This window comes from Pseudoleptotrichia sp. (assembly GCF_057270515.1).
In genome coordinates this window covers 36208-57796 of record NZ_DBHIXS010000011.1, presented here as the reverse complement: position 1 = coordinate 57796, position 21589 = coordinate 36208, and the positions used below count along the sequence as shown (strand labels likewise).

The 21589-nt window shown below is 32.3% G+C and carries 18 protein-coding genes and 5 tRNA genes; 19 read left to right on the top strand and 4 right to left on the bottom strand.

The window, feature by feature from the left end; translation table 11 throughout:
• Nucleotides 1-192: 192 nt before the first annotated feature.
• Nucleotides 193-1980, bottom strand: coding sequence for a signal peptide peptidase SppA (gene sppA, locus ACO5J6_RS08305; RefSeq protein WP_485643356.1), 1788 nt, complete (start codon nt 1978-1980; stop codon nt 193-195).
• Nucleotides 1981-2174: 194 nt separating this feature from the next.
• Between sppA and ACO5J6_RS08300 the strand changes: the two genes are divergently transcribed.
• The 10 genes from ACO5J6_RS08300 to ACO5J6_RS08255 all read left to right on the top strand — a co-directional run bounded on the left by ACO5J6_RS08300 (nt 2175) and on the right by ACO5J6_RS08255 (nt 7405).
• Nucleotides 2175-2249: transfer RNA gene (locus ACO5J6_RS08300), tRNA-Glu, on the top strand.
• Between the two features lie 20 nt (nt 2250-2269).
• A tRNA-Val gene (locus ACO5J6_RS08295) sits at nt 2270-2345 on the top strand.
• 4 nt (nt 2346-2349) lie between these two features.
• Nucleotides 2350-2426 (top strand) — tRNA-Asp (locus ACO5J6_RS08290).
• 12 nt (nt 2427-2438) lie between these two features.
• Nucleotides 2439-2514: transfer RNA gene (locus ACO5J6_RS08285), tRNA-Thr, on the top strand.
• Between the two features lie 15 nt (nt 2515-2529).
• A tRNA-Tyr gene (locus tag ACO5J6_RS08280) sits at nt 2530-2614 on the top strand.
• A 72-nt stretch (nt 2615-2686) separates the two neighbouring features.
• On the top strand, nt 2687-3046 hold the full coding sequence (locus tag ACO5J6_RS08275) for a YbaB/EbfC family nucleoid-associated protein (protein WP_485643354.1): 360 nt from the start codon (nt 2687-2689) through the stop codon (nt 3044-3046).
• A 232-nt stretch (nt 3047-3278) separates the two neighbouring features.
• Nucleotides 3279-4997 carry a phospho-sugar mutase gene (locus ACO5J6_RS08270; protein ID WP_485643352.1) on the top strand — a complete coding sequence of 573 codons (1719 nt, stop codon included), beginning with the start codon at nt 3279-3281 and terminating at the stop codon, nt 4995-4997.
• Nucleotides 4998-5018: 21 nt separating this feature from the next.
• Nucleotides 5019-6134, top strand: coding sequence for a radical SAM family heme chaperone HemW (gene hemW / locus ACO5J6_RS08265; RefSeq protein WP_485643350.1), 1116 nt, complete (start codon nt 5019-5021; stop codon nt 6132-6134).
• A 27-nt stretch (nt 6135-6161) separates the two neighbouring features.
• A complete protein-coding gene (locus ACO5J6_RS08260; protein WP_485643349.1) occupies nt 6162-6902 on the top strand; it encodes a YggS family pyridoxal phosphate-dependent enzyme in 741 nt (246 codons plus the stop codon).
• A gap of 17 nt (nt 6903-6919) precedes the next feature.
• The gene (locus ACO5J6_RS08255; RefSeq protein WP_485643347.1) at nt 6920-7405 is read left to right on the top strand and encodes a cell division protein SepF; all 486 of its coding nucleotides are present in this window, start codon (nt 6920-6922) and stop codon (nt 7403-7405) included.
• Between the two features lie 122 nt (nt 7406-7527).
• On the opposite strand, the gene ACO5J6_RS08250 is transcribed toward ACO5J6_RS08255, so the two are convergent.
• Nucleotides 7528-8460 (bottom strand): DMT family transporter, encoded by a 933-nt coding sequence (locus tag ACO5J6_RS08250; RefSeq protein ID WP_485643345.1) that lies wholly within the window; start codon nt 8458-8460, stop codon nt 7528-7530.
• A gap of 106 nt (nt 8461-8566) precedes the next feature.
• Here ACO5J6_RS08250 and ACO5J6_RS08245 point away from each other — a divergent pair, with 106 nt between their 5' ends.
• Nucleotides 8567-9610, top strand: a complete 1044-nt coding sequence (locus ACO5J6_RS08245; RefSeq protein ID WP_485643343.1) for a M50 family metallopeptidase — start codon at nt 8567-8569, stop codon at nt 9608-9610.
• A 433-nt stretch (nt 9611-10043) separates the two neighbouring features.
• Here the strand turns inward: ACO5J6_RS08245 and ACO5J6_RS08240 are convergent, their stop codons facing one another.
• On the bottom strand, nt 10044-10481 hold the full coding sequence (locus ACO5J6_RS08240; RefSeq protein ID WP_485643341.1) for an META domain-containing protein: 438 nt from the start codon (nt 10479-10481) through the stop codon (nt 10044-10046).
• Between the two features lie 87 nt (nt 10482-10568).
• Nucleotides 10569-11168: an META domain-containing protein gene (locus tag ACO5J6_RS08235; RefSeq protein WP_485643340.1), complete on the bottom strand. Its 600-nt coding sequence runs from the start codon at nt 11166-11168 to the stop codon at nt 10569-10571.
• A 180-nt stretch (nt 11169-11348) separates the two neighbouring features.
• On the opposite strand from ACO5J6_RS08235, the gene ACO5J6_RS08230 reads away from it, so the two are divergent.
• The 8 genes from ACO5J6_RS08230 (at nt 11349) to glpK (ending at nt 21429) form a co-directional block, all read left to right on the top strand.
• Nucleotides 11349-11945, top strand: coding sequence for a TetR/AcrR family transcriptional regulator (locus ACO5J6_RS08230; protein WP_485643339.1), 597 nt, complete (start codon nt 11349-11351; stop codon nt 11943-11945).
• A 27-nt stretch (nt 11946-11972) separates the two neighbouring features.
• Entirely contained in the window at nt 11973-13247 is a 1275-nt protein-coding gene (locus ACO5J6_RS08225) for a TolC family protein (protein WP_485643337.1), read from the top strand.
• A 70-nt stretch (nt 13248-13317) separates the two neighbouring features.
• Entirely contained in the window at nt 13318-14364 is a 1047-nt protein-coding gene (locus ACO5J6_RS08220; protein WP_485643335.1) for an efflux RND transporter periplasmic adaptor subunit, read from the top strand.
• A gap of 24 nt (nt 14365-14388) precedes the next feature.
• Entirely contained in the window at nt 14389-17433 is a 3045-nt protein-coding gene (locus ACO5J6_RS08215; protein WP_485643333.1) for an efflux RND transporter permease subunit, read from the top strand.
• Nucleotides 17434-17537: 104 nt separating this feature from the next.
• Nucleotides 17538-17834, top strand: coding sequence for a PG0541 family transporter-associated protein (locus ACO5J6_RS08210; protein ID WP_485643331.1), 297 nt, complete (start codon nt 17538-17540; stop codon nt 17832-17834).
• Nucleotides 17835-18018: 184 nt separating this feature from the next.
• Entirely contained in the window at nt 18019-18354 is a 336-nt protein-coding gene (locus ACO5J6_RS08205; RefSeq protein WP_485643329.1) for a hypothetical protein, read from the top strand.
• 219 nt (nt 18355-18573) lie between these two features.
• The gene (locus ACO5J6_RS08200; RefSeq protein ID WP_485643327.1) at nt 18574-19809 is read left to right on the top strand and encodes an aminopeptidase; all 1236 of its coding nucleotides are present in this window, start codon (nt 18574-18576) and stop codon (nt 19807-19809) included.
• A gap of 78 nt (nt 19810-19887) precedes the next feature.
• Entirely contained in the window at nt 19888-21429 is a 1542-nt protein-coding gene (gene glpK, locus ACO5J6_RS08195) for a glycerol kinase GlpK (protein WP_485643325.1), read from the top strand.
• The last annotated feature ends 160 nt before the right edge of the window (nt 21430-21589 follow it).

Here is a 21589-nt window from a genome sequence, read left to right as displayed (position 1 = left end):
GAATTAACAAAAAATTTTAACAATAAAATCAATATAAAAATACATTTATAAGATTTTTCAAAATTTTACAATTTAAAGCGGAAAGTTGCTTATAAGCAGAATTTTGTCAAATAAATAAATGTATTTTTTATATTAGTTTTCTATTTTATATTATTTTTTACTATTTTCTCATTTCTTATATCGTTTATATCATCAGTTTTCCAATTTATATGGCATATAATACATAGGTTTATTTCCATTTTTTTCTATTAGTTTGTAATCATCCATAATTTTTGAACTTCCCGGTAATTTTGCCTCTATCTGAGATGACAGACTGAATTTTTCAAAAATATACGAAGAAAGTAATCTCAATGTTTCTTTGAAATCTTTTTTGTAATATATATTTTTTACAGTATAATTTTCACCCAATTTTAAATCCTGAGCAAGAATTTTTACAGTTTCATCAAGAGTGGCAATGCCATCTACCAAATTAATCCCTTTTGCTTCATCTCCCAGCCAGATTTTACCTTGAGCATAGTTTTCAAGAGTAGCATCAGGCATTTTTCTGTTAGCGGAAACCCTTGATTTAAATTCTTTATATGTTTCTCCCATTGACTCCGTAATTTTAGCTCTTGCTTCGTTTGATAAAGGAATAAAAGGGTCGTAATTGTCGGCATATTTTCCTTTTGTAATCGAATTTGAAGTAACTCCATATTTATTTTGAGCATTGAAGAATTTAGGTATCATTGAAACAACACCTATTGAACCTGTTATAGTGTTTTTATTTGCAAATACTTTTTCTCCCGCCATAGAAATGTAGTATCCTCCCGATGCAGCAACTTCGGACATAGAAACGTATACAGGAACTTCCAGTTTGGAAAACATCTGATATATCATTTCCGAGGCGAGAGCTGACCCTCCCGGAGAGTTGACTCTCAGGACTACACCTTTCAGATTTTTAATTTTGGCTAATTCTTTTAATTTATCGGACATATTGTCAGGAGATATAAAAACGGTACCTTCAGAACCTTCGTAGTATACAATAGGTCCTTCGGCATATATTACAGCTATTGTATTGGTATCTTCATTCATATTTTCTATTCTCTTACCATTGTCTGAATAATAATCATAAATATCTATTATATTATCAGCATTTAAACCGAGTCTTGCAAGTAGATCATTATAATATTCAAGTTTATCAATCAGATTTTTATCTCTGGCATTAAAAGGAGTGAGATCTATGTCATTACCATTTAATATATCGTTATTTAAAGCATTTTTATCAATTTTACGAGTTTTTGAAACATTGTCAAGAAAACTGTTGTATCTGTTTTCAAGGATACGTGTAAGTTCGTCTTTTAAACCTTGGGAAATCTTGTCGCTTGTATAATTTTCTCCATAAGATTTGAAGTTTCCTATACGTACAACTTCCATATCTACTCCTAAATTAGTGAGCAATTTTTTATAATATAAATCTGAATAATGATAACCTGTCAGGGAAACCGAAGCAGACGCCGACGGAACCATTATTATCTCATTAGCAACGGAAGCTAAAGGAAAATTTCTGTTGTCGATATATGCTCCGAAAGCATAGACTTTTTTGTTTTTTGCTTTGATTTCTTCAAATTTTTTAGAAATTTCTTCGATTTTTACTGAAGAAAGTTCTGTCTGGTCCAAATTTATAATAACTCCTTTTATATTATCATTATTTTTTATATCTTCCAGACTGTTTAGAACATCCATATAGGAAATATTGTATTTTTGAGCTTCTCCGAACAAAGAAGTATCTACTTTGTCTTCTGATATTGAAGAAACATTGAATAAGACATAGTTATAGTTTTTAGGAACGTTTTCATCTTTAGTTTTTGAAACAATATAACCTATTAGAGAAGTCAAAAGAATAAAAAGTATAAGAAATAACAATCCAAGTTTTAAAAAAAATGAATATATCTCTTTAATTGTAAATAGAAAAAATCTTTTTATAAAATCAAAAAATTTCATTAGCTACCTCCTTAAATATATGTGAGATTATATCATTTAAAATTATAAATATCAATGTTTAAAAATAATTTGCCAAAAATAAGGGGGGGAAAAAATATTACAAAAAATAAAAAAAATTGAAAAAAAGTATTGACTTAATCTATTATTTATGATAATATCTTTTTTGTCTGTAAGAGGAGTATAAAATCAGGTATGCGCCCTTCGTCTAGTGGTCAGGACATCGGGTTTTCATCCCGGCAACAGGAGTTCGATCCTCCTAGGGCGTACCACTCAAAAAACAGATTTTTACGGTCGCATAGCTCAGTTGGGAGAGCACCTGCCTTACAAGCAGGGGGTCATTGGTTCGAGCCCAATTGTGACCACCATTATGGAGGTGTAGCTCAGTTGGTTAGAGTGCTTGCCTGTCACGCAAGATGTCGCGAGTTCGAGTCTCGTCACTTCCGCCATTTATATTTTATGCCGCTTTAGCTCATCTGGTAGAGCAACTGACTTGTAATCAGTAGGTGGTTGGTTCGAGTCCGACAAGCGGCACCACTTTTAAAAGAATATGGTGAGGTACCCGAGTGGCCAAAGGGAGCAGACTGTAAATCTGCCGGCTCAGCCTTCGAAGGTTCGAATCCTTCCCTCACCACCATTTTTTTATATTAACAATTATAAAAATTATATATATTATTATATGAATTTTATTCAGGAGGCAATAATAATCATGGTTAGAAAAATAAAAGGAGCCAATTCCGGAAAAGGTGGAAGCCAACAGGATATAATAAAACAGGCACAGGTTATGCAACAGGAAATGCTGAAAATACAGGAAGGTCTGAAGGATAAGTTTGTTGAAACTTCCGTTGCCGGTGGAGGAATAACTGTAAAAGCGAACGGACAGAAAAAAATAGTGGATTTATCCGTTTCAATGGATGTATTAAAAGATGCTGTTGAAGAAGGAGATACTTCAATAGTTTCAGATTTGATAATAAATGCTATAAATGAAATACTTGAAAAAGCTGAAGAAATGGCTGAAAAAGAAATGGAAGTAATAACAGGTGGAGTGAGTATACCGGGATTATTTTAAGAAAATTTCTAAATTTATTTGGCATAGATATATCAAAAACCGGATTTTATCCGGTTTTTTGTTTTCCAAATTTTATATTTTTGAAAAAATTAAAAAAATATTTCTGATTTTTTTCGAAATTTGATTTTTGAAAAAATTAAAAAATTCTATTTTTCTAAGTAATTTCTATTTGCTATCTTTGATAAATATGGTAAAATTATAATAAATAACTTGTTACAGGGAGGATAATGCTATGGAATTTATGAAAAAGTATGAATACTGGTTAAATTCAAATTCTATTGATGAAAAAGATAAAGAAGAATTGAAAAATCTGAAAGGTAATGAAAAAGAAATTGAAGACAGATTTTTTAAAGATTTGAGTTTTGGAACAGGCGGAATAAGAGGGGTAAGAGGGATAGGGACAAACAGAATAAATAAATATGTAATAAGAAAAGCGACACAGGGATTAGCCAACTATATGCTTAAATACAATAAGAAAGAAGCCGAAGAAAGAGGAATAATAATCGCACACGACTGTAGAATAGGCTCAAGGGAATACGCATTGAATACAGCAAGGGTAATGGCGGCAAATGGAATAAAAGCGTATATTTATCCTGATTTGAGGTCTACACCTGAACTGTCGTTCGGTGTGAGATATAAAGGCTGTCTTGCAGGGATAGTAGTTACTGCAAGTCATAATCCTGTAGAATATAACGGATATAAAGTTTATTGGGAAGATGGGGCTCAAGTTGTCAACCCTCACGCTACTTCCATAGTAAATGAAGTAAATAAGATAGCCACTCTTGAAGAAATAAAAGTCATATCCGAAGAAGAAGGGAGACAGAAAGGGCTTATAATAGAACTTGATGAAAAAATAGACAATGATTATCTGGCTGAAATAAAAAAACAGACACTGAAAACAGATATTCCCGGAAAAGAAAATTTCAAAATAGTATACACTCCTCTACATGGTACGGGCGGCAGACCTATGAAAAGAATATTGTCCGACTTTGGATATAATTTTGAAGTAGTAAAAGAACAGATAGAGCCTGACGGCAATTTTCCTACTGTAGTTTATGCCAATCCTGAAGAAGTTGCGGCGTTTAAGCTGGGAGTAAAATTAGCTGACGAAATCGGAGCAAAGTTGGTTATGGCGAATGACCCTGATGCCGACAGGATAGGGATAGCGGTAAAAGATGATAATGATGACTGGTACTATCCTAACGGAAATCAAATGGGACTGTTGCTTCTTCAATATCTGCTGAATAATAAAAAAGACATTCCTGCCAATGCAAAAGTCATAACAACGATAGTATCGACACCTATGATTGACGTTGTGGCTCCTGTGAGAAATGTAGGAGTTATGAAAACACTGACAGGATTTAAATATATCGGAGAAAAAATACTGGAATTTGAAACAGGAAAACTTGACGGAAGTTATCTGTTCGGATTTGAAGAAAGTTACGGATATCTTATAGGAACCCATGCAAGAGATAAGGATGCCCTTGTAACATCAATGATAATAGCCGAAATGGCAGCATATTATAATTCCATAGGAAGCTCAATATATAAGGAACTGCAAAAATTATACAAAGAGTTCGGATATTATCTTGAAGGAATAAAATCAGTTACATTAAAAGGAAAAGACGGGATAGAGAAGATGACAGGATTAATGGCTGATTTAAGAGAAAATATAAAAGATACGCTAATAGGGAAGAAGATAAAAATAAAAAGAGATTTTGACTCACATAAAGAATACAATCTTGAAACAGGGGAAGTTAAGGAAATACATCTTCCGAAGGAGAATGTGCTTCAGTTTGTACTCGAAGACAATACGTACATAACAGCAAGACCGTCGGGAACGGAACCTAAGATTAAGTTTTATTTCAGTGTAAATTCGGATTCCAACGAAAATGTAAAAGAAAAACTCAATAAAACAATGGAAGAGTTTGAAAAGATTTTAAAAATATAAAGAAAGTAAGAAATAAAGGAGATGAACAAAGCAGAAAATAATAAAATACAAAAAAATATAGATGCCCTTTATTTACATATTCCTTTCTGTGAAAAAAAATGTGAATATTGTGATTTTTGTACATTTATAAATATGAGCCGTGAATACGGGAAATATACAGAAGCATTGGTAAAAGAACTGAAAATGCATCCAAAATATGAGTACGATACTGTATATTTTGGAGGAGGAACTCCTTCCTTACTGCCTGTGGAAATGATTTCATATATAATGAGAAACATAAACTATAGAAAAGACGGAGAAATAACGTTGGAGCTTAATCCAAATGATATGTCTTTGGAGAAACTGAAAGAATTAAGAGAATTAGGCATAAACAGGCTCAGTATAGGAATACAGAGTTTTCACGATCATGTCTTAAAGTTTATCGGCAGACTGCACAGTGGCGAAGATGCGATAAGAGTATTCAGAGATGCAAGAAAAGCAGGATTTGAAAATATTTCCATTGATTTGATGTTCGGTATCCCCAATCAGAGTTTTAAAGACTTGAAAAAAGATCTGGAAACTATATTACTTCTTTCTCCTGACAATATATCCATATATTCTCTCATATGGGAAGAAGGGACAGTGTTTTGGAGCAAACTGAAAAGAGGAATATTATCCCGGATAGATCAAGACTTGGAAGCTGAAATGTATGAAGAAATAATAGATTTCTTGAAGAAAAACGGATATATTCATTATGAAATATCCAACTTTTCAAAAAAGGGAATGGGAGGAATTCATAATCTGAAATACTGGAGAAACAAGGAATTTATCGGAGTAGGATTAAGTGCGGCAGCTTATTATAGAGGCAGAAGATACAGTAATGTGAGAACTTTCAATAAATATTACAAATTTCTTGACGAAAATATTTTTCCTATAGATGAGAACAGCATTGAAATAGTTGATGAAACGGAAAAAGAGAAACTTAAAAATATGCTTGGATTGAGACTTATAGAAGAAGGAATAGAATATTTTGATGATCCGAAAGTAGAAAAACTTTTAAGCAGGGGACTACTCGAAAGATTTAATGACGGGACAAGAATGCGTCTTACAAAAACGGGTATTTTACTTGCTAATGACGTATTTATGGAATTTATTTGATTTCAGGATTTATAAAAATAGATAATTATGAGAGGAAGTACGATAAAACAGGTATCATTCAGACAGTTTTATCATATAGAAATTATGGAATTTAACAATGATAGAATAAGGCAGAATTATGAGAATATTCTAAAAGATGTGAAAAAATATTCTCCTTATCCTGAAAAAGTGAAGATATTGCTTGCAACCAAATATTTTAATCTTGATGAACAGAAAGAAATTATAGATATGGGATTTGAATATTTTGGAGAAAATAAAGCTCAAGATTATAGGGATAAGCTGAAAGAATTTTCAGAAGAAAAATATAAAAATTTAAAATGGGACTTTATAGGAAGGTTGCAAAAAAATAAAATAAAGTATATAATAAAAAATGTAAATTTATTACATTCAATAGATTCTTACGAACTTTTGGAGGAAATCAACAAAAAAGCTATTGAAAATAATAGAATTATAAATGGATTAATACAAATCAATGTTTCAAAAGAAGAATCAAAAACAGGGATTTATGTTGAAAATTTTAAAAAAGAACATGAAAAATACTTTTCTATGGATAATGTAAAAATAAAAGGATTTATGACTATGGCACCTTTGGAAGCAGAAAGTCATGAAATAAGGAATTATTTTTTAAGTATATCAAGGTTAAGAGAGGAATATGTAAAAAAATACAGTTATTTAAATGAACTTTCTATGGGAATGTCCAATGACTATATAGAAGCCCTTGAAAGTGGTGCTACTATAATTAGAATAGGAAGTAAATTATTTAAATAAAGCAGGAGGTTAGTAATTTGAAATTTGGAAAGAAATTTTTGGAATTTTTCGGGGATGTAGATGAAGAAGAAGTAATAGAAGAAGAAAGAGAAGTTGTTGTCAAGCCTAAACCCCAAGTTAAAACTCATAGTTATACAGAAGCTGAACAACCTGAAGAGAAAGAGAAAAAAGTTATGAGTATTTTTGGCGGTGGAAAGAAGGAGGAAGTCGGAAAAATGAAAGTGAGTTATGTTTCAATAATAAGACCAAAAACATTTGAGGATTCAAGGCTGATAGCAGATTCTATCAAAGAAAAGAAAGTAGTTACATTTAGTTTGGAATTTCTGGAATTTGAAGTAGGACAGAGAGTTATAGATTTTGTGAGCGGAGCTGCTTATGCGATGGATGCCCATTTATCAAAAGTTACTGATAAAGTTCTCACGTCCATTCCTAATGGAGTAGGATATGAGGATATTGATACTACTCTGGAAGAAGAAAAAAATAAAAATTCAAATTTATTGTAATTTCAATAAAGTAATATAGTAAAATAGAGTAATAAAAAACATATTTATGAAATTTTGTTAAATAAAATAAATATGTTTTTTATATTACTTTTTATATTTTGATATTATTTAAAACTCCGTATTTAGAATTCCGTATCAATCTTGGATAAATTTAAATACAGTATGGAGCCGACCAGAATGATTGCGGAGATAAACTGTACAGGGGATAAAAATCTTTTCAGTATGACTGCTTCTGCAATGACCGAAGTCAGAGGATAGGCAAGCTCACAGAAAGTAGCAGTGGAAGCGGGAACGCTTTTCAAACCGTTATAATAAATAAGTATTGCAAAAAGTCCGAATATAGCGATAAATAAGGATAACGACATTAAGCTTTTATTTCCTGTAAATGTTGTCAGACTTTTTTCCGTAGTACCTGAAAATAGTACGAAGATAAGCATTACTAATGAAGTAAAGAAAAATCTGTAAAATGTACTTGTCAGGAAAGAAAAACTTCCTACAATTTTTTTTCCAAATACAGTTGAACTTCCAAAAGAAAATGCCGCCAGTAATGAATACATAACTGCTAAAAGATTATTCTTCGGTAAAAGAGTAGGACTTTTAAATTCAAAAGTAAGAAAATAAATCGAAATCAGACTGATGACAGCGATTATATAAAACTTTTTTGAAGGTCTTTCCTTTAGTATCAGGAATGCAAGAAATACCGCAAATATAGGCTGGGATTTCTGAATAAGTATGACAATGCTGAATTTGCTGTATTCGCTAAGTTGTAATGCCTTCACTATGGACAGAGTTCCGATACTTCCTCCAAATACTGCAATAAGCATAAAAAATAGATAGTCGCTTTTAGTAAATGTCTTAAGCATCTTAAACTGTTTTGTAAAAAGTACGGACAAAATAAATGTAGGTATGGCATGAGCTATAAAAACTATAAAATTTACATCATAAAAGTGAAATTTGGAAAAATAAGAGGGAGTAAGAAGTATACCGTCAAGTCCCCACATTATTGCGGCGATAATAATTAAAAATCCGCCTAAAATCATATTATTTTTTTTCATTTTTATCCTTTCAATAACTATTCTAATTGTAATCAGTATATACGTGTGATATAATAAACAAAGTATAGCATAAAATAAGATATTTTAAAATGATGAAAGGAAAAAAATGAGTATATTTTTTACGATAATAATATTGGGGCTTATCATATTTTTACACGAATTGGGACATTTTCTGACGGCAAAATATTATAAAATGCCTGTCTTGGAATTTGCAATAGGAATGGGACCGAGAATATTCACAAAAAAAATAAATGAAACAAATTATTCAATAAGAATTCTGCCTTTAGGAGGATTTGTAAATATAGACGGAATGCAGCCTTCAGATGATCCTGAAAAAAATGTAAAAAACGGATTTTATACGAAATCGCCTTTGAGCAGGTTTGTGGTACTGATAGCGGGAATAATGATGAATTTTATATCTGCAATAATAGGGATATTTATCTTACTTTCAATCACGGGAGTGGTTCCTCCGAAATATATAAAACCTGTAATAAAAACGGTTCAGGAAAAATCCGCTGCTAAAAATATATTACAGGCGGAAGATAAGATTATTGGATTGAACGGGAAGAAAATAAATAACTGGCAGGATTTGACTCTAACAGTAATGGAAATAAATCAGAAAGGTTATAAAAATGAAGAAATTCCGATAAAAATATTGAGAAATAATAAAGAGATGAATGAAAAAATAAGATTGACATATAACGAAGAAAGAAAAATGAGCCTGTTAGGAATAGAAGCAGCACAGACAAAAGTTTCAGTTTTAAAGAAGATCGAAATTTCCTTTTATACATTTGGAAATTATCTTGGAATAATGATAGACGGACTAAAAATGCTTGTTACGGGAAAGGTATCTATGAATGAGGTTACAGGACCTGTGGGACTTCCGAAATTTGTAGGACAGGCTTATGAATTAGGAGGAGGAACGGCACTGATAAATATCTTTATCCTGCTTTCGATAAACATAGGTTTGATGAATTTACTCCCTATACCTGCTCTCGACGGGGGAAGAATATTATTTGTAATTCCTGAATTTTTTGGTATAAAAATGAATAAAAAAATCGAAGAAAGAATACATATGGTAGGAATGCTGATTTTATTCGGATTAATGATAATAATAGTATTTAATGATATATTTAAATATATGAAGTAAAGAGTGTATCTTAATATGACTATGCAGAGATGAGATCGTAAAAAGCAAAATTACAGTAAATATAATCATAATCATATAGTATAATATTATCAGAAAAATAAAATCATAAAAAGAAATTATAGGAAATATAATCGTGAAAGAAAAAATAATAAGAAATAATTATATAAGAAATAATTGTGAGAGATAAAATGTGATAGTTGAATATTTTGAATATATATAAATATTTTATAATAACAGAAGAAAGGAAGTAAATTTATTTTTAAAAATTTCCAAAAATGTAAATTGATTAAATATAAATATGTTTTGCAAATTTAGAAAGAGGCTAACTGCACTGACCCCAAAAAGTTGGATACAGGATAGGAAAGGCAGTACAATTAGTCTCTTTTATTTTTATTATAAATTTATTTAGGTTTTTGAAATGATTTTATAATTATTATTTTTTATTAAATTTCAATATTTCAGTGCCGGTTTTTAAAATCAATGTATTTTTATCCGGCAACTCTATATTTTTTACATTTCCCAAAATTTTAAAATATTCGTATTCCATTTTCATCAAATCTTCTGGACCTCCCATTTTTGTAGCTCCTACTGGTTCAAAAGAAATACTGTTTCCATTTATTTTGTAAGAAGAAAAATATTTATTGACTGTTGAATTTCCACTGATACCTTTATCAGTAAATTCAATAGTAATAGGAGTATCTAAAGATGACAGATTGATATCGGATATACTTCCTGAAATATCTGTAAGTTCCCATAAAGTACCGTTTATTCTTTTGGAAATATCGTTATTTTCCTTGTGGGGAATATTTGAACTTTTGCAGCTAAGCAGAAAAAATATTAAAATAAAACATAGAAATAATTTGATTTTCATAGCTATAATCTCCTGAATAATTTTATTTAACTCAAAGCATTATAAATAAAGACTTAAAAAGAATTTTCTATAATCATTTGAATGATTTTATTTAACTCTCTGGAATACAAGATTTCCACTACTTGATTTTAGAGTAAGGATACCTCCGTCAAGTTCTATTCTTGAAACTTTTTTTATAGTATCGAGATATTCGGCTCCTATTTCAGAGCTTTCTTCTCCCATTAGCGAACTGCCTAACAGACTTATGGAAATATCATTTCCATTTAATCTGTAATGACCAAAATAACCTTCATCTCCTACGACACCGTTTATCCCTCCATTCGCAGCTAAATAAAGAGTGATAATAATCTTTTTTTCTTCGGAATATTCTTCCGTTGTCAAATCTTTGTCTAAAATGGATATTAATCTCCAAAGAGAATTGTTAATCTCTTTTTTCTTAAAAGTAGATGCCGTTTTAGAAGATTTTTTTCCCACTTTTCCGTTTTTTATAGTAGATGTCTTGTCATTTTGTACATCAGGAATATTTTCCTGTGAAGTTTCCTGTTTTTTTATGTCTTCTGACTGAAAATTGTTTTCAGTTTGACTTTCGGATGAAGTTGTCGAATTTGAATTTGTATCTGAAAAAGTATAACTGAACATTGTCAGTAAAAGAAGAAGTAAAAAAAGTTTATTTTTTCCTATTTTCATAGTAATATCCTTTCAAATTTATTTATATAATATGATATCATAAAAAAATTTGAAAAATCTTTATTTACAATATTTTTCGAATATTCAAAAAAAAAGATTGACAAAAAGTAAAAAAAGTAATATTATACATAACATGACCAGTGGGTCATTTTGTGAAGAAGTAAAAAGGAGATTTAAATAATGAAAAAAGAAGAAAAAAGAAAGGCAATAATAGAAAAATCCTTTGAATTATTTCGAGAGTACGGGTATCATAATACAAAAGTTGAAGAAATAACAAAGGCACTTGGAATATCCAAAGGAAATTTTTATACATATTTTGTTTCTAAAGAAGAAGTTCTATATGAAATTTTGTATATAATGAGAGATGAAAAAAAGAAAATACTGGAAAAAATAGATGTAGAAAAAGAACCTAAGGAAGTATTGAGAGAATTTATAATAAATAACGAAAATTTATTCTTTAAATATTTTAACAGAGTAAATATTCAAAATATAGATAATTTTCTGAAAGATGAAAAAGTTGTATCTCATGTCGAAGAAATACAGAAAATAGAAGTAAATTTTATTGAAAAAAATATTGTGAAAAGAAGCGGTATTGAAAAAAGTGGAAAATATAACAGCAGATTTATTGCTGAATTTATATTTCTGTCTCTCGAAGGGTTCTTTTTAGATGAAGGACTGACTGAAGAATATAATCCCGATTTTAATATGAGACATGAGTTGACAAGAAAAGAAAAAATAAATCAAATAATCGAATTTATATATAATGCAATAAAATAATCACAATAGAATAAGTCAGGAGGAAAAATGAAAAAAAGAAATACAGGAATAATGTTCTTAATAATGTTATTTTCCATACCTATTTTTGCTCAAAGGATAACAGTTCAGGAAGCGGCAGCAATGGCAATAAAAAATAATAAAGATATAAAAATAGGTATGATTGAAGTTGAAAAGAGTAAACTGGATGTAAACAAAGCATGGAAAAATGCTTACTTTAAAATAAACTATAATGCGACTGCAAATAAGTATTTTAAAGAAATAAAATCTCCATTTACAGGAAATTATGACCAGTCGTACGGTCATAATGTTACATTAACTCAGCCTATTTATACGGGAGGAGCTATAAAATCAGGGATAGAAATAGGTAAAAGCTATTTATCATTAATGGAACTGTCCCTTGATAAAATTAGAAAAGATACTATACTTAGTACGATTCAGGCGTATATAGATGTCTACGAAGCAGAAAATACACTGGACGTACTGAAAAAGTCTAAAGAGGCGTTAGCCAGAAATTACGAAGAACAGAAAGAAAAATACAAATTAAGATTAGTTACAAAGCCTGAATTTACGGAAGCTGAAAGAAGTTTAAAAGCTATAGAAGCCGAAGTGATACAGCAAACTTCAAACATAGAAATAGCTAAAGAAGCACTGGGAAATATAATAGGAGTGAAAGACAGCTCAAGTATAGAAATCGTACCTTTTACAGTAGAAGAAAAATTTACCAAATCAATCAATCTGAAAAATGATTTGGACAGTCTTACTACAAGAAATACCGAATATCAAATGGCACTAAAGCAGAAAGAAATAAGCAGAAAAAATATAGATTTGGAAAAAGCAGATACAAGACCTAAAGTAAGCGGTGTTATAACTTACGGAACTTCCGACAACAAAAAAATGTCGGAAATGTCAAAAGGAAAAAATTATAACGGAACAATAGGGTTAAACCTTTCGTGGCAGCTGTTTGACTGGGGAGAAAATAAACTTGATGTGGAAAAAGCTAAAAGAAATTATGAAATAAAAGAAATTGAAGCTGAAAAATCCCTTGATGATTTAAAAGTGGGGATGAAAAAAGTGTATTATCAGCTTCAAGCCCTTGAAAAAAGTTTGGAAGCTCAGAAAATTGCCGTAGAAAAAGCGGAAGAAGTATATGAGCTGGAACAGGAAAGATATTCCTACAGGCTAATAACGATGAGAGATTTGTTGGATGCGGAAACGAATTTAAGACAGAGCAGAACTAATTATATAAGTTCAAAATTAAGATATTTTTATTTAGTTTCAAGATACGGAGCATTTTTGGACTGATATTTAATTTAATAAATAGAATGTAAATATAAACAGAGTGTAAATGGATAGAATGGAGGAAATAAAAAGTATGAAAAGTGAGAAAACATCACATTATAATAAAAAATATATTTTGGGATTACTTATATTAATAATATTTGTAATGTCATGCGGAAAAAAGAAAGAGCAGAAAGTTGAGGAAAACTATAGGCCTGTAAAAACACAGGTGCTAAGTCAGAGTGATATGTCTCTGGGTTATACGGCTGGAGCCGAAATAAAAGGAAAAGAAGAAATACCGTATACGGCAGTAGTCAGCGGAGAGCTGACAGTATTGAATGTCAAGGACGGAGACAGCGTAAGGGCAGGACAGGTGATATTGTCCATCGATAATCAGGCTGCGAGATCCAATGTACAGTCGGCGGCTGCAAACTACAATTCTGCCAGAATTCAATTTGAAAAATACAGACAACTGTATCAGAAAAGACTTATTACAGAAACGGATTATCTGAATGCAAAGACAAATTATGAATCAGCAGGGGCAAATTTATCCCTTGCCAACGATAATAACAGCAAATCAGTGATAAAAGCCGACGTGAATGGAGTAATATCAGGGATGAATCTTGAAAAACACCAACAAATAAACGCAGGAGATACTTTATTTAAAATTGTAAATGAATCTGAAATGGAAATAAAAGTGGGAGTTTCTTCCAACGTTATAAGTAAAATAAAAACGGGAACTGATGCAAAAGTAAAAATAGACGAACTGAATGAGGAAATTACGGGAAAAGTTTATGAAATATCGGGAACTGCAGATTCAAAAACAAGACAGTTTACTGTAAAAATAAGAATTCCTAATCCTGAAAAAAGAATAAAAAGTGGAATGTATGGCACTGCCAATATAGATACAGGAATTGAAAACGGTATCATTATACCAAAAGAAGCAATAGTAGTAAGAGGGGTAAGTCAACTTATTTATATTGTGGAAAACGGTGTAGCGAAAGCTATCACAATAAAAATACTTAATCAGAATGAAAAATTTGCCGCTGTTGAGGGAGAGGGCCTCAATGCGGGAGCCGAACTCATAATAGACGGTCAGAATGTAGTACAGAATGGAGAAAAAGTAAAAAAAGTTAATTAATAGCCGGAAGGAAGGAGCAATAAAATGACAGTAGCAGAATTCGCAACCAAAAGGGTCGTTTCAACAACGATGATAATAATATTTATGATTTTTTCCGGTTATACCGCAATGAAAAATATGAAACAGGAACTAATACCGGATTTCAATTTTCCATTTGTTGTTGTACAAACTAAGTGGACAGGAGCAGTATCCGAAGACGTGGATACTCAAATAACTAAAAGAATAGAAGAAGCAACATTGAATGTGGACGGAATAAAAAATATAACTACTACTTCCGCTTACGGAACATCTGTAGTAGTTGTACAATTTAACTTCGGAGCCAATACCGATACAAAAAAAGTACAGGTGCAGTCTGAAATAGATAAAATAAAAAATGATTTACCGAAAGATGCTGATGCCCCTGTAGTGTCCGGGGTAGGAAACGGAGGAGGAGTAAGTAATTCGACAGCATTGTTTATCACACTTGCAGGTGCTGACGAAGCAACACTGACTTCGTTTGTAAATGAAACAATGAAACCGAGATTGCAAAGAAATAGAGGAATAGGAGAAATATCAGTAACAGGAGCAACTGAAAGGGAAATAAAAGTAGAGCTGGATCCTTATAAATTAAAAGCATTTGATTTATCCCCGTCAGAGCTGTATTCCAAAATACAGGCTGCAAATACTATAACGCCTGCGGGAACTGTAACGGACGGGGGGAAAAAATTTATTTTAAAGGTTTCGGGAGAAGTCAAGACCCTTGAGCAGGTAGAAAATATAATTCTTTCCAATGGAAACGGACAGACACTAAAACTTGCAGATGTTGCTAAAGTAAGTTATAATACAAAGGACAGAGAAACATATACTAGAGTAAACGGGAAAAGTGCCATAGGGGTAATTATAGAAAAGACAAAAGATGGAAATATAGTGGAAATAGCGGATACTGCAAAAAAACAGCTGGAAGAAATGAAGCCGCTGTTTCCAAAAGGTGCGACTTATGACCTTATTACCGATAACAGTATAATGGTAAAAGACGCGATAGCCAACGTTACAAGTAGCGGATTGCAGGCATTAGTCATAGCGGCAATAGTCTTACTGGTATTTCTGAAAGATATAAGAGCTTCCATATTTATATCATTATCAATACCAATTTCTACAATGTTTACACTGTTTCTGCTAAGTACTCAGGGAATCTCATTAAATATGATTTCCCTTATGGGACTTGCCCTTGCTGTAGGGTCTTTAGTAGATAACTCGGTAGTTACGCTGGATAATATATTTGACCATATGCAGGAATATAAGGAACCGCCTAATGTAGCCGCAATACGTGGTACAAATGAAGTAATTATGCCTATGATAGCATCTACAATGACTTCAGTTTGTGTATTTTTACCGATAGTCATATATGACGGATTTACAAAGAAAGTGTTCGCAGGGATAGCATTTTCGATGATGTTTGCGCTTGGAGCTTCGATAATCGTAGCGGTGCTGTTTATTCCAATGGTTTCGAGTAAATTTTTAAATTTGCAAAAAATACTCGACAGTAAAGATAAAGCTAAGTATTTTAATGCTTTTAAGGAAAGATATAAGAAAGTCATAGCTGTTTCATTGGATAATAAATGGAAAATAGTTATCGGAACATTTATAGGATTTGTAGCTATTATGGTAATTTTCGGACCTATGGTAAAGACATCGTTTTTCCCTACAATAGATAATAAGGAATATTCAGTAGTGGCGTCTCTTGCTACGGGTCTGGATTTGGAAAAATCCTATGAAATTACTAAAAAAATAGAAGAAGCTGTTAAAAGTGATAAAGATACGAAAAGTTACTATTCCATATCCAGAACAGATGCGGCAATAGTAAATGTCGACGTAAAGAAAGATACGTTTAAAGCTATGAAAAGATTGAGAGAAAAACTGAAAGATATGCCTGATGTAAATTTGGCAGTACTTCCTGAAGAAACAACGAGTTCAAATGCAAATAAAGATTATTCGTTCCAAGTCGAAGGAGAAAATGCCGATGAACTGAATAGAATTGCAAACTCAATAATTGCAGATATTAGAAAAGAAAGCTGGATGAAAGACGTAAAATCATCTACTGAAGGAGGAAATCCACAGGCAAACCTTGAAGTAAACAGGGAAAAAGCTGAAAGTTACGGAATAAATGTTACAACTCTGACAACAATGTTAAATATGTCGGTATTAGGAGTAGACCCTATAGAAGTAACAGAAGGTACTGAAAGACTTGACGTAACATTACAGCTGGAGGACCAGTATAGAAATTCCCTTGAAAAAATACTTGATCTCGAAGTAAAAGCTTCTGACGGAGTTTATGTAAGGATAGGAGATATCGCTACTCTTTCTAACGTTGAGGGAACTTCGGCAATAACTAAATACAATGGTACAAGAACAGTTACAGTCGAATTTAACCTTGACAGTTCAAAAGGATTTAATGATGCCGCAAAATTTGTAGCTGCATCATTTAAAAAGGCAAATCCTGCGAGCGGATATAAACTTGCTCCTGCGGGTTCTGCAAGAAGTCAGCAGGATATGGGAGGAGAAATGGGACAGGCTCTCGGACTGTCTATAGCACTGATATATATAGTCCTTGCTGTACAGCTTGAGTCATTTGTGTTGCCATTGATAATAATGACATCATTGCCGCTGTCAATAATCGGAGTTGTAATCGGAATGGTTGTAACAGGTGTGCAGTTGAGTATGTTCGTTATGATAGGTATAATAATGCTTATGGGTATGGTTGTTAATAATGCCATAGTGTTGCTCGACTTTGTTGCAAATATGCGTCAGAGAGGTGTGCCGCTAAGAGAAGCCCTCATAGAGTCGGGAGGTTCAAGACTGCGTCCGATACTTATGACTACACTTACTACGGTATTCGGATGGATACCTATGGCTCTTGCGATAGGCGGAGGAAGTGCGGGATATTATCAGGGAATGGCTATAGCGGTAATGTTCGGACTATCTTTCTCGACATTGTTGACACTGATATTTATTCCGGTATTATATCTCATCGTTGAAGGAGCAAAAGAAAAAAGAGCTGAAAAGAAAAAAGCGGAAGCACAAATAATATAAAAATTAAAAATAAATTTTAAAATTTTAGAAAAAGTGTATCCGGAAAAGATGAATTAGAATTTTAATATCGAATAATTAAAATAATTTTTAGGAGGATGGTAGGTATGAAGCGATTGGAAGTTTATTTTGACTCGTTTTTCTTGGAAAAAGTGAAGGAAGAATTAAATGAATACGGTTTGGAAAAATACATGCTGGTTCCTGAAGTTTTCAGCGACTGGGGAAAACATCTGAAACATTTTAATACTCATTTATGGCCCGGAACGGACAGTATACTCATCGCTTATGTCGAAGATGAGCAGGGTGAAGAGATTATGAAAGTCATAAAGAAAATGAAAATAGATGTGGGGCATATGATTTCAATGGGAGCTGTACTTATACCCATAGATGATATGATATTATAGTTATTTTGTTTGGAACAGATAGAAAAAAGAACGGTAAAAGTTTAAAAAAAAGGAACTTTTGCCGTTTTTATTTGAAAAATCTTTATTTCGACACAGATAGATACAATTTTAAAATAAATTTTTTCTAATAGTAAAATGATAAAATTTTATCACAATAAAAAATATAAAAAATTAGGAGGGCAATATGAAAAAATTTGCAATTTTAATTTCGACTACAATTTCATTACAAGCTTTTGCAGCTGATTATCAGACGAATAAGGAAGAAACTGTAAGGCTTTCAAAACAGGAAATAATAAAAAATAATGCTCAAATAGAAAATGAAGTGAAAAAAAGTATAGAAGATATAGTCAGCCCTGTGTCAAAATATGAAATACAGCAAATAAACTATATGTCGAACACTAATGCACAGGTTACGATAGGATTGAGAAAACAAATGAAAAAAAATAGAAAAGAAAATCCTGTAATTATTAATTTTTCCAAGGAAAAAGGGAGCTGGCTGATAGATGAAACCACAATCTGAAATTAATTTTGATTTTTTTAAAATATTCAGGTTTGACATAATTGAAAAATATGATAATATGTAATAAAGAGAAAATTTTGAAATTCTTTTGTATGACAGAATAAAAAAAGGAGAAGTTAAAGGGAGTAAATTTCAAAAAGATGATACAATAAAAAAAATAATGAAAAAAATAGAAATATCAAATAATAATAATTAATTACAGGAGAGGGAGATAAAATTATGGAAAATTTGGATTTGAAACTGGATAAATATGCCGAGGTCATAGTAAAAGTAGGTGCAAATGTTCAGAAAGGTCAGAAAGTCTGGATAAACTGCACTACAGACGCTCTGCCTTTAGTATATAAAGTAACTGAAGCTGCTTATAAAGAAGGAGCGAGCGATGTTCATATAAAATTATCGGATGACAGACTTACCCGTATGCATGCTGAGTATCAGTCGGTTGAAGTGTATTCACACATTTCCCAATGGGCAATAGATGAAAGAAATGAATATTTGGACGATAATGTAGTATTTATACATATTTTAAGCAGTTCGCCCAATTTACTTTCAGGAATAGACCCGAAAAAGTTGGGAGCTTACGCTAAAAATATGGGAGAAGCTTTTAAATATTACCGTTCCCGTGTTATGACAGATATGAACTCATGGACAATAGCGAGCTATCCGTCTGCCGATTGGGCAAAACTTGTATTTCCCGAAGAAAAATGTTCCGAAAAAGCACAGGAAAAATTGCTTGACGCTATTTTAAAAACCGTCAGGGTAGATAAGGAAGACCCTATAAAAGCATGGGAAGAACATCATAAAACATTGTCGGAAAAAGCTGATTACCTCAATAAAAAGAAATATTCGGCATTGCATTATACGGCAAAAGGCACAGATTTGACAGTAGGACTGCCTGAAAATCACGTATGGATTGCGGCAGGAAGTAAAAATCTGAAAGGTACGGATTTTATGCCCAATATGCCTACCGAAGAAGTATTTACCGCGGGAGACAGATGTAGAATAGACGGTTATGTTTCAAATAAAAAACCTCTGTCTTATCAGGGAAATATAATAGATAATTTTAAATTGACTTTCAAAGACGGAAAAGTAACTGATTTTGAAGCTGAAAAAGGCTACGATATACTGAAACAGCTTCTTGAAACTGATGAAGGTGCCAAAAGTATAGGTGAAGTGGCTCTTGTACCTCATAATTCTCCAATTTCAAATTCGGGATTGTTATATTATCAGACATTGTTTGATGAAAATGCTTCCAATCATCTGGCATTGGGGGCTGCTTATCCTACAAATGTCGAAGGCGGGAAAAATATGACGGAAGAGGAACTTGAGAAAGCTCATTTGAACCGCTCTATTGTCCATGTGGATTTTATGATAGGAGATGCGGAAATGGATATTGACGGAATTAATAAAGACGGTACGAGAGAGCCTGTATTCAGAAAAGGAAACTGGGCATTTTAATAATTTTTAAAAGTTGACAATTTTAGTTTAAAGGATATAATTTAGTGAGTAAAAAAATAAAAAAGGGAAGGAATATTAATGAACAGCAGTGAATTAAAAGAAATATACGGAACTAAAAAATATGTAATAGCACTGGATCAAGGAACTACAAGCTCGAGAGCTATAATTTTTGATAAAAATACAAATATCATTTCCACAGCCCAGAGAGAATTTACTCAATTATATCCTGAGCCGGGTTGGGTAGAACATAATCCAATGGAAATATGGGCAACTCAAAGGTCCGTGCTGACAGAAGTTATAGCAAGGTCGGGCATATCTCTGAAAGATGTTGCAGCCATAGGCATTACAAATCAGAGAGAAACAACGATAGTCTGGGATAAAAAAACGGGAGAACCCGTATATAACGCGATTGTATGGCAATGCAGGAGGACTGCGGATATATGTGAAAAATTGAAAGAAAAAGGATTGGAAGAATATATAAAAGAAAATACGGGACTCATACTGGATGCTTATTTTTCGGGGACTAAATTGAAATGGATACTGGACAATGTAAAAGGAGCAAGGGAAAGGGCCGAAAAAGGAGAGCTGCTTTTCGGTACGGTAGATACTTGGCTCGTATGGAAATTGACGGCAGGGAAAGTCCATGTTACGGATTACACTAATGCTTCGCGGACAATGCTTTTTAATATTAAAGAACTGAAATGGGATAAAAAAATATTAAAAGAACTGGATATACCTGAAAATATGCTGCCCGAAGTGAGAAATTCCAGCGAAGTATACGGATATACAAAAATGGGTCTGACTATGGGAGAAGAAAGCGGTACCGATATTCCGATAGCAGGAATGGCAGGAGACCAGCAGGCGGCTTTGTTCGGTCAGGCGTGTTTTAACAGCGGAGATACTAAAAATACTTATGGCACAGGTTGTTTTATGCTTATGAATACAGGAGAAAGATGTATAAAATCTGCTAATGGTCTGCTTACTACGATTGCCATAGGGATAGACAATAAAATAGAATATGCTCTTGAAGGGAGCGTGTTTATTGCGGGAGCCGCTATTCAATGGCTTAGGGATGAGATGAAGTTTTTCAGTGATGCTGCCGATACGGAATATTTTGCTACAAAAATTGAGAATAACGGAGGAGTTTATCTTGTACCTGCATTTGTCGGGTTAGGCTCTCCTTATTGGGATATGTATGCAAGAGGTACTATTGTCGGTCTTACGAGAGGTTCAAACAGAAATCATATAATAAGGGCGGCTCTTGAAGCTATCGCTTATCAGTCTAAAGATTTGATTGAAGCGATGAAAGAAGATTCGGGATTATCTTTTTCCACATTAAAAGTAGACGGCGGAGCAGTCAGAAATAATTTTTTAATGCAGTTTCAGGCGGATATACTGAATACGGATGTTCTAAGACCTGAAATCACTGAAACGACGGCGTTGGGGGCTGCATATCTTGCAGGGCTTGCAGTAGGTTTTTGGAAAGATAAGGAAAATATAGTAAAAAACTGGAAACTTAATAGAAAATTTACTCCAAATCTAAGTGAAGAATTAAGAAATAAATATTTTAAAGGTTGGAAAAAAGCTGTCGAGAAAGCTAAAAAGTGGGAAGAAGAATAAATTGAAAAATAAATTTATTTATAATTTATATTATAAGTGATTTATCTAAATTTTGTAAAAATTGAATATGTTGAATATTTTAATGAAAAAACTTGGTTAAACCCATAATGAAAGGGATAGACCAAGTTTTTTATATGATTAAAGTTAATGGATTGACTGC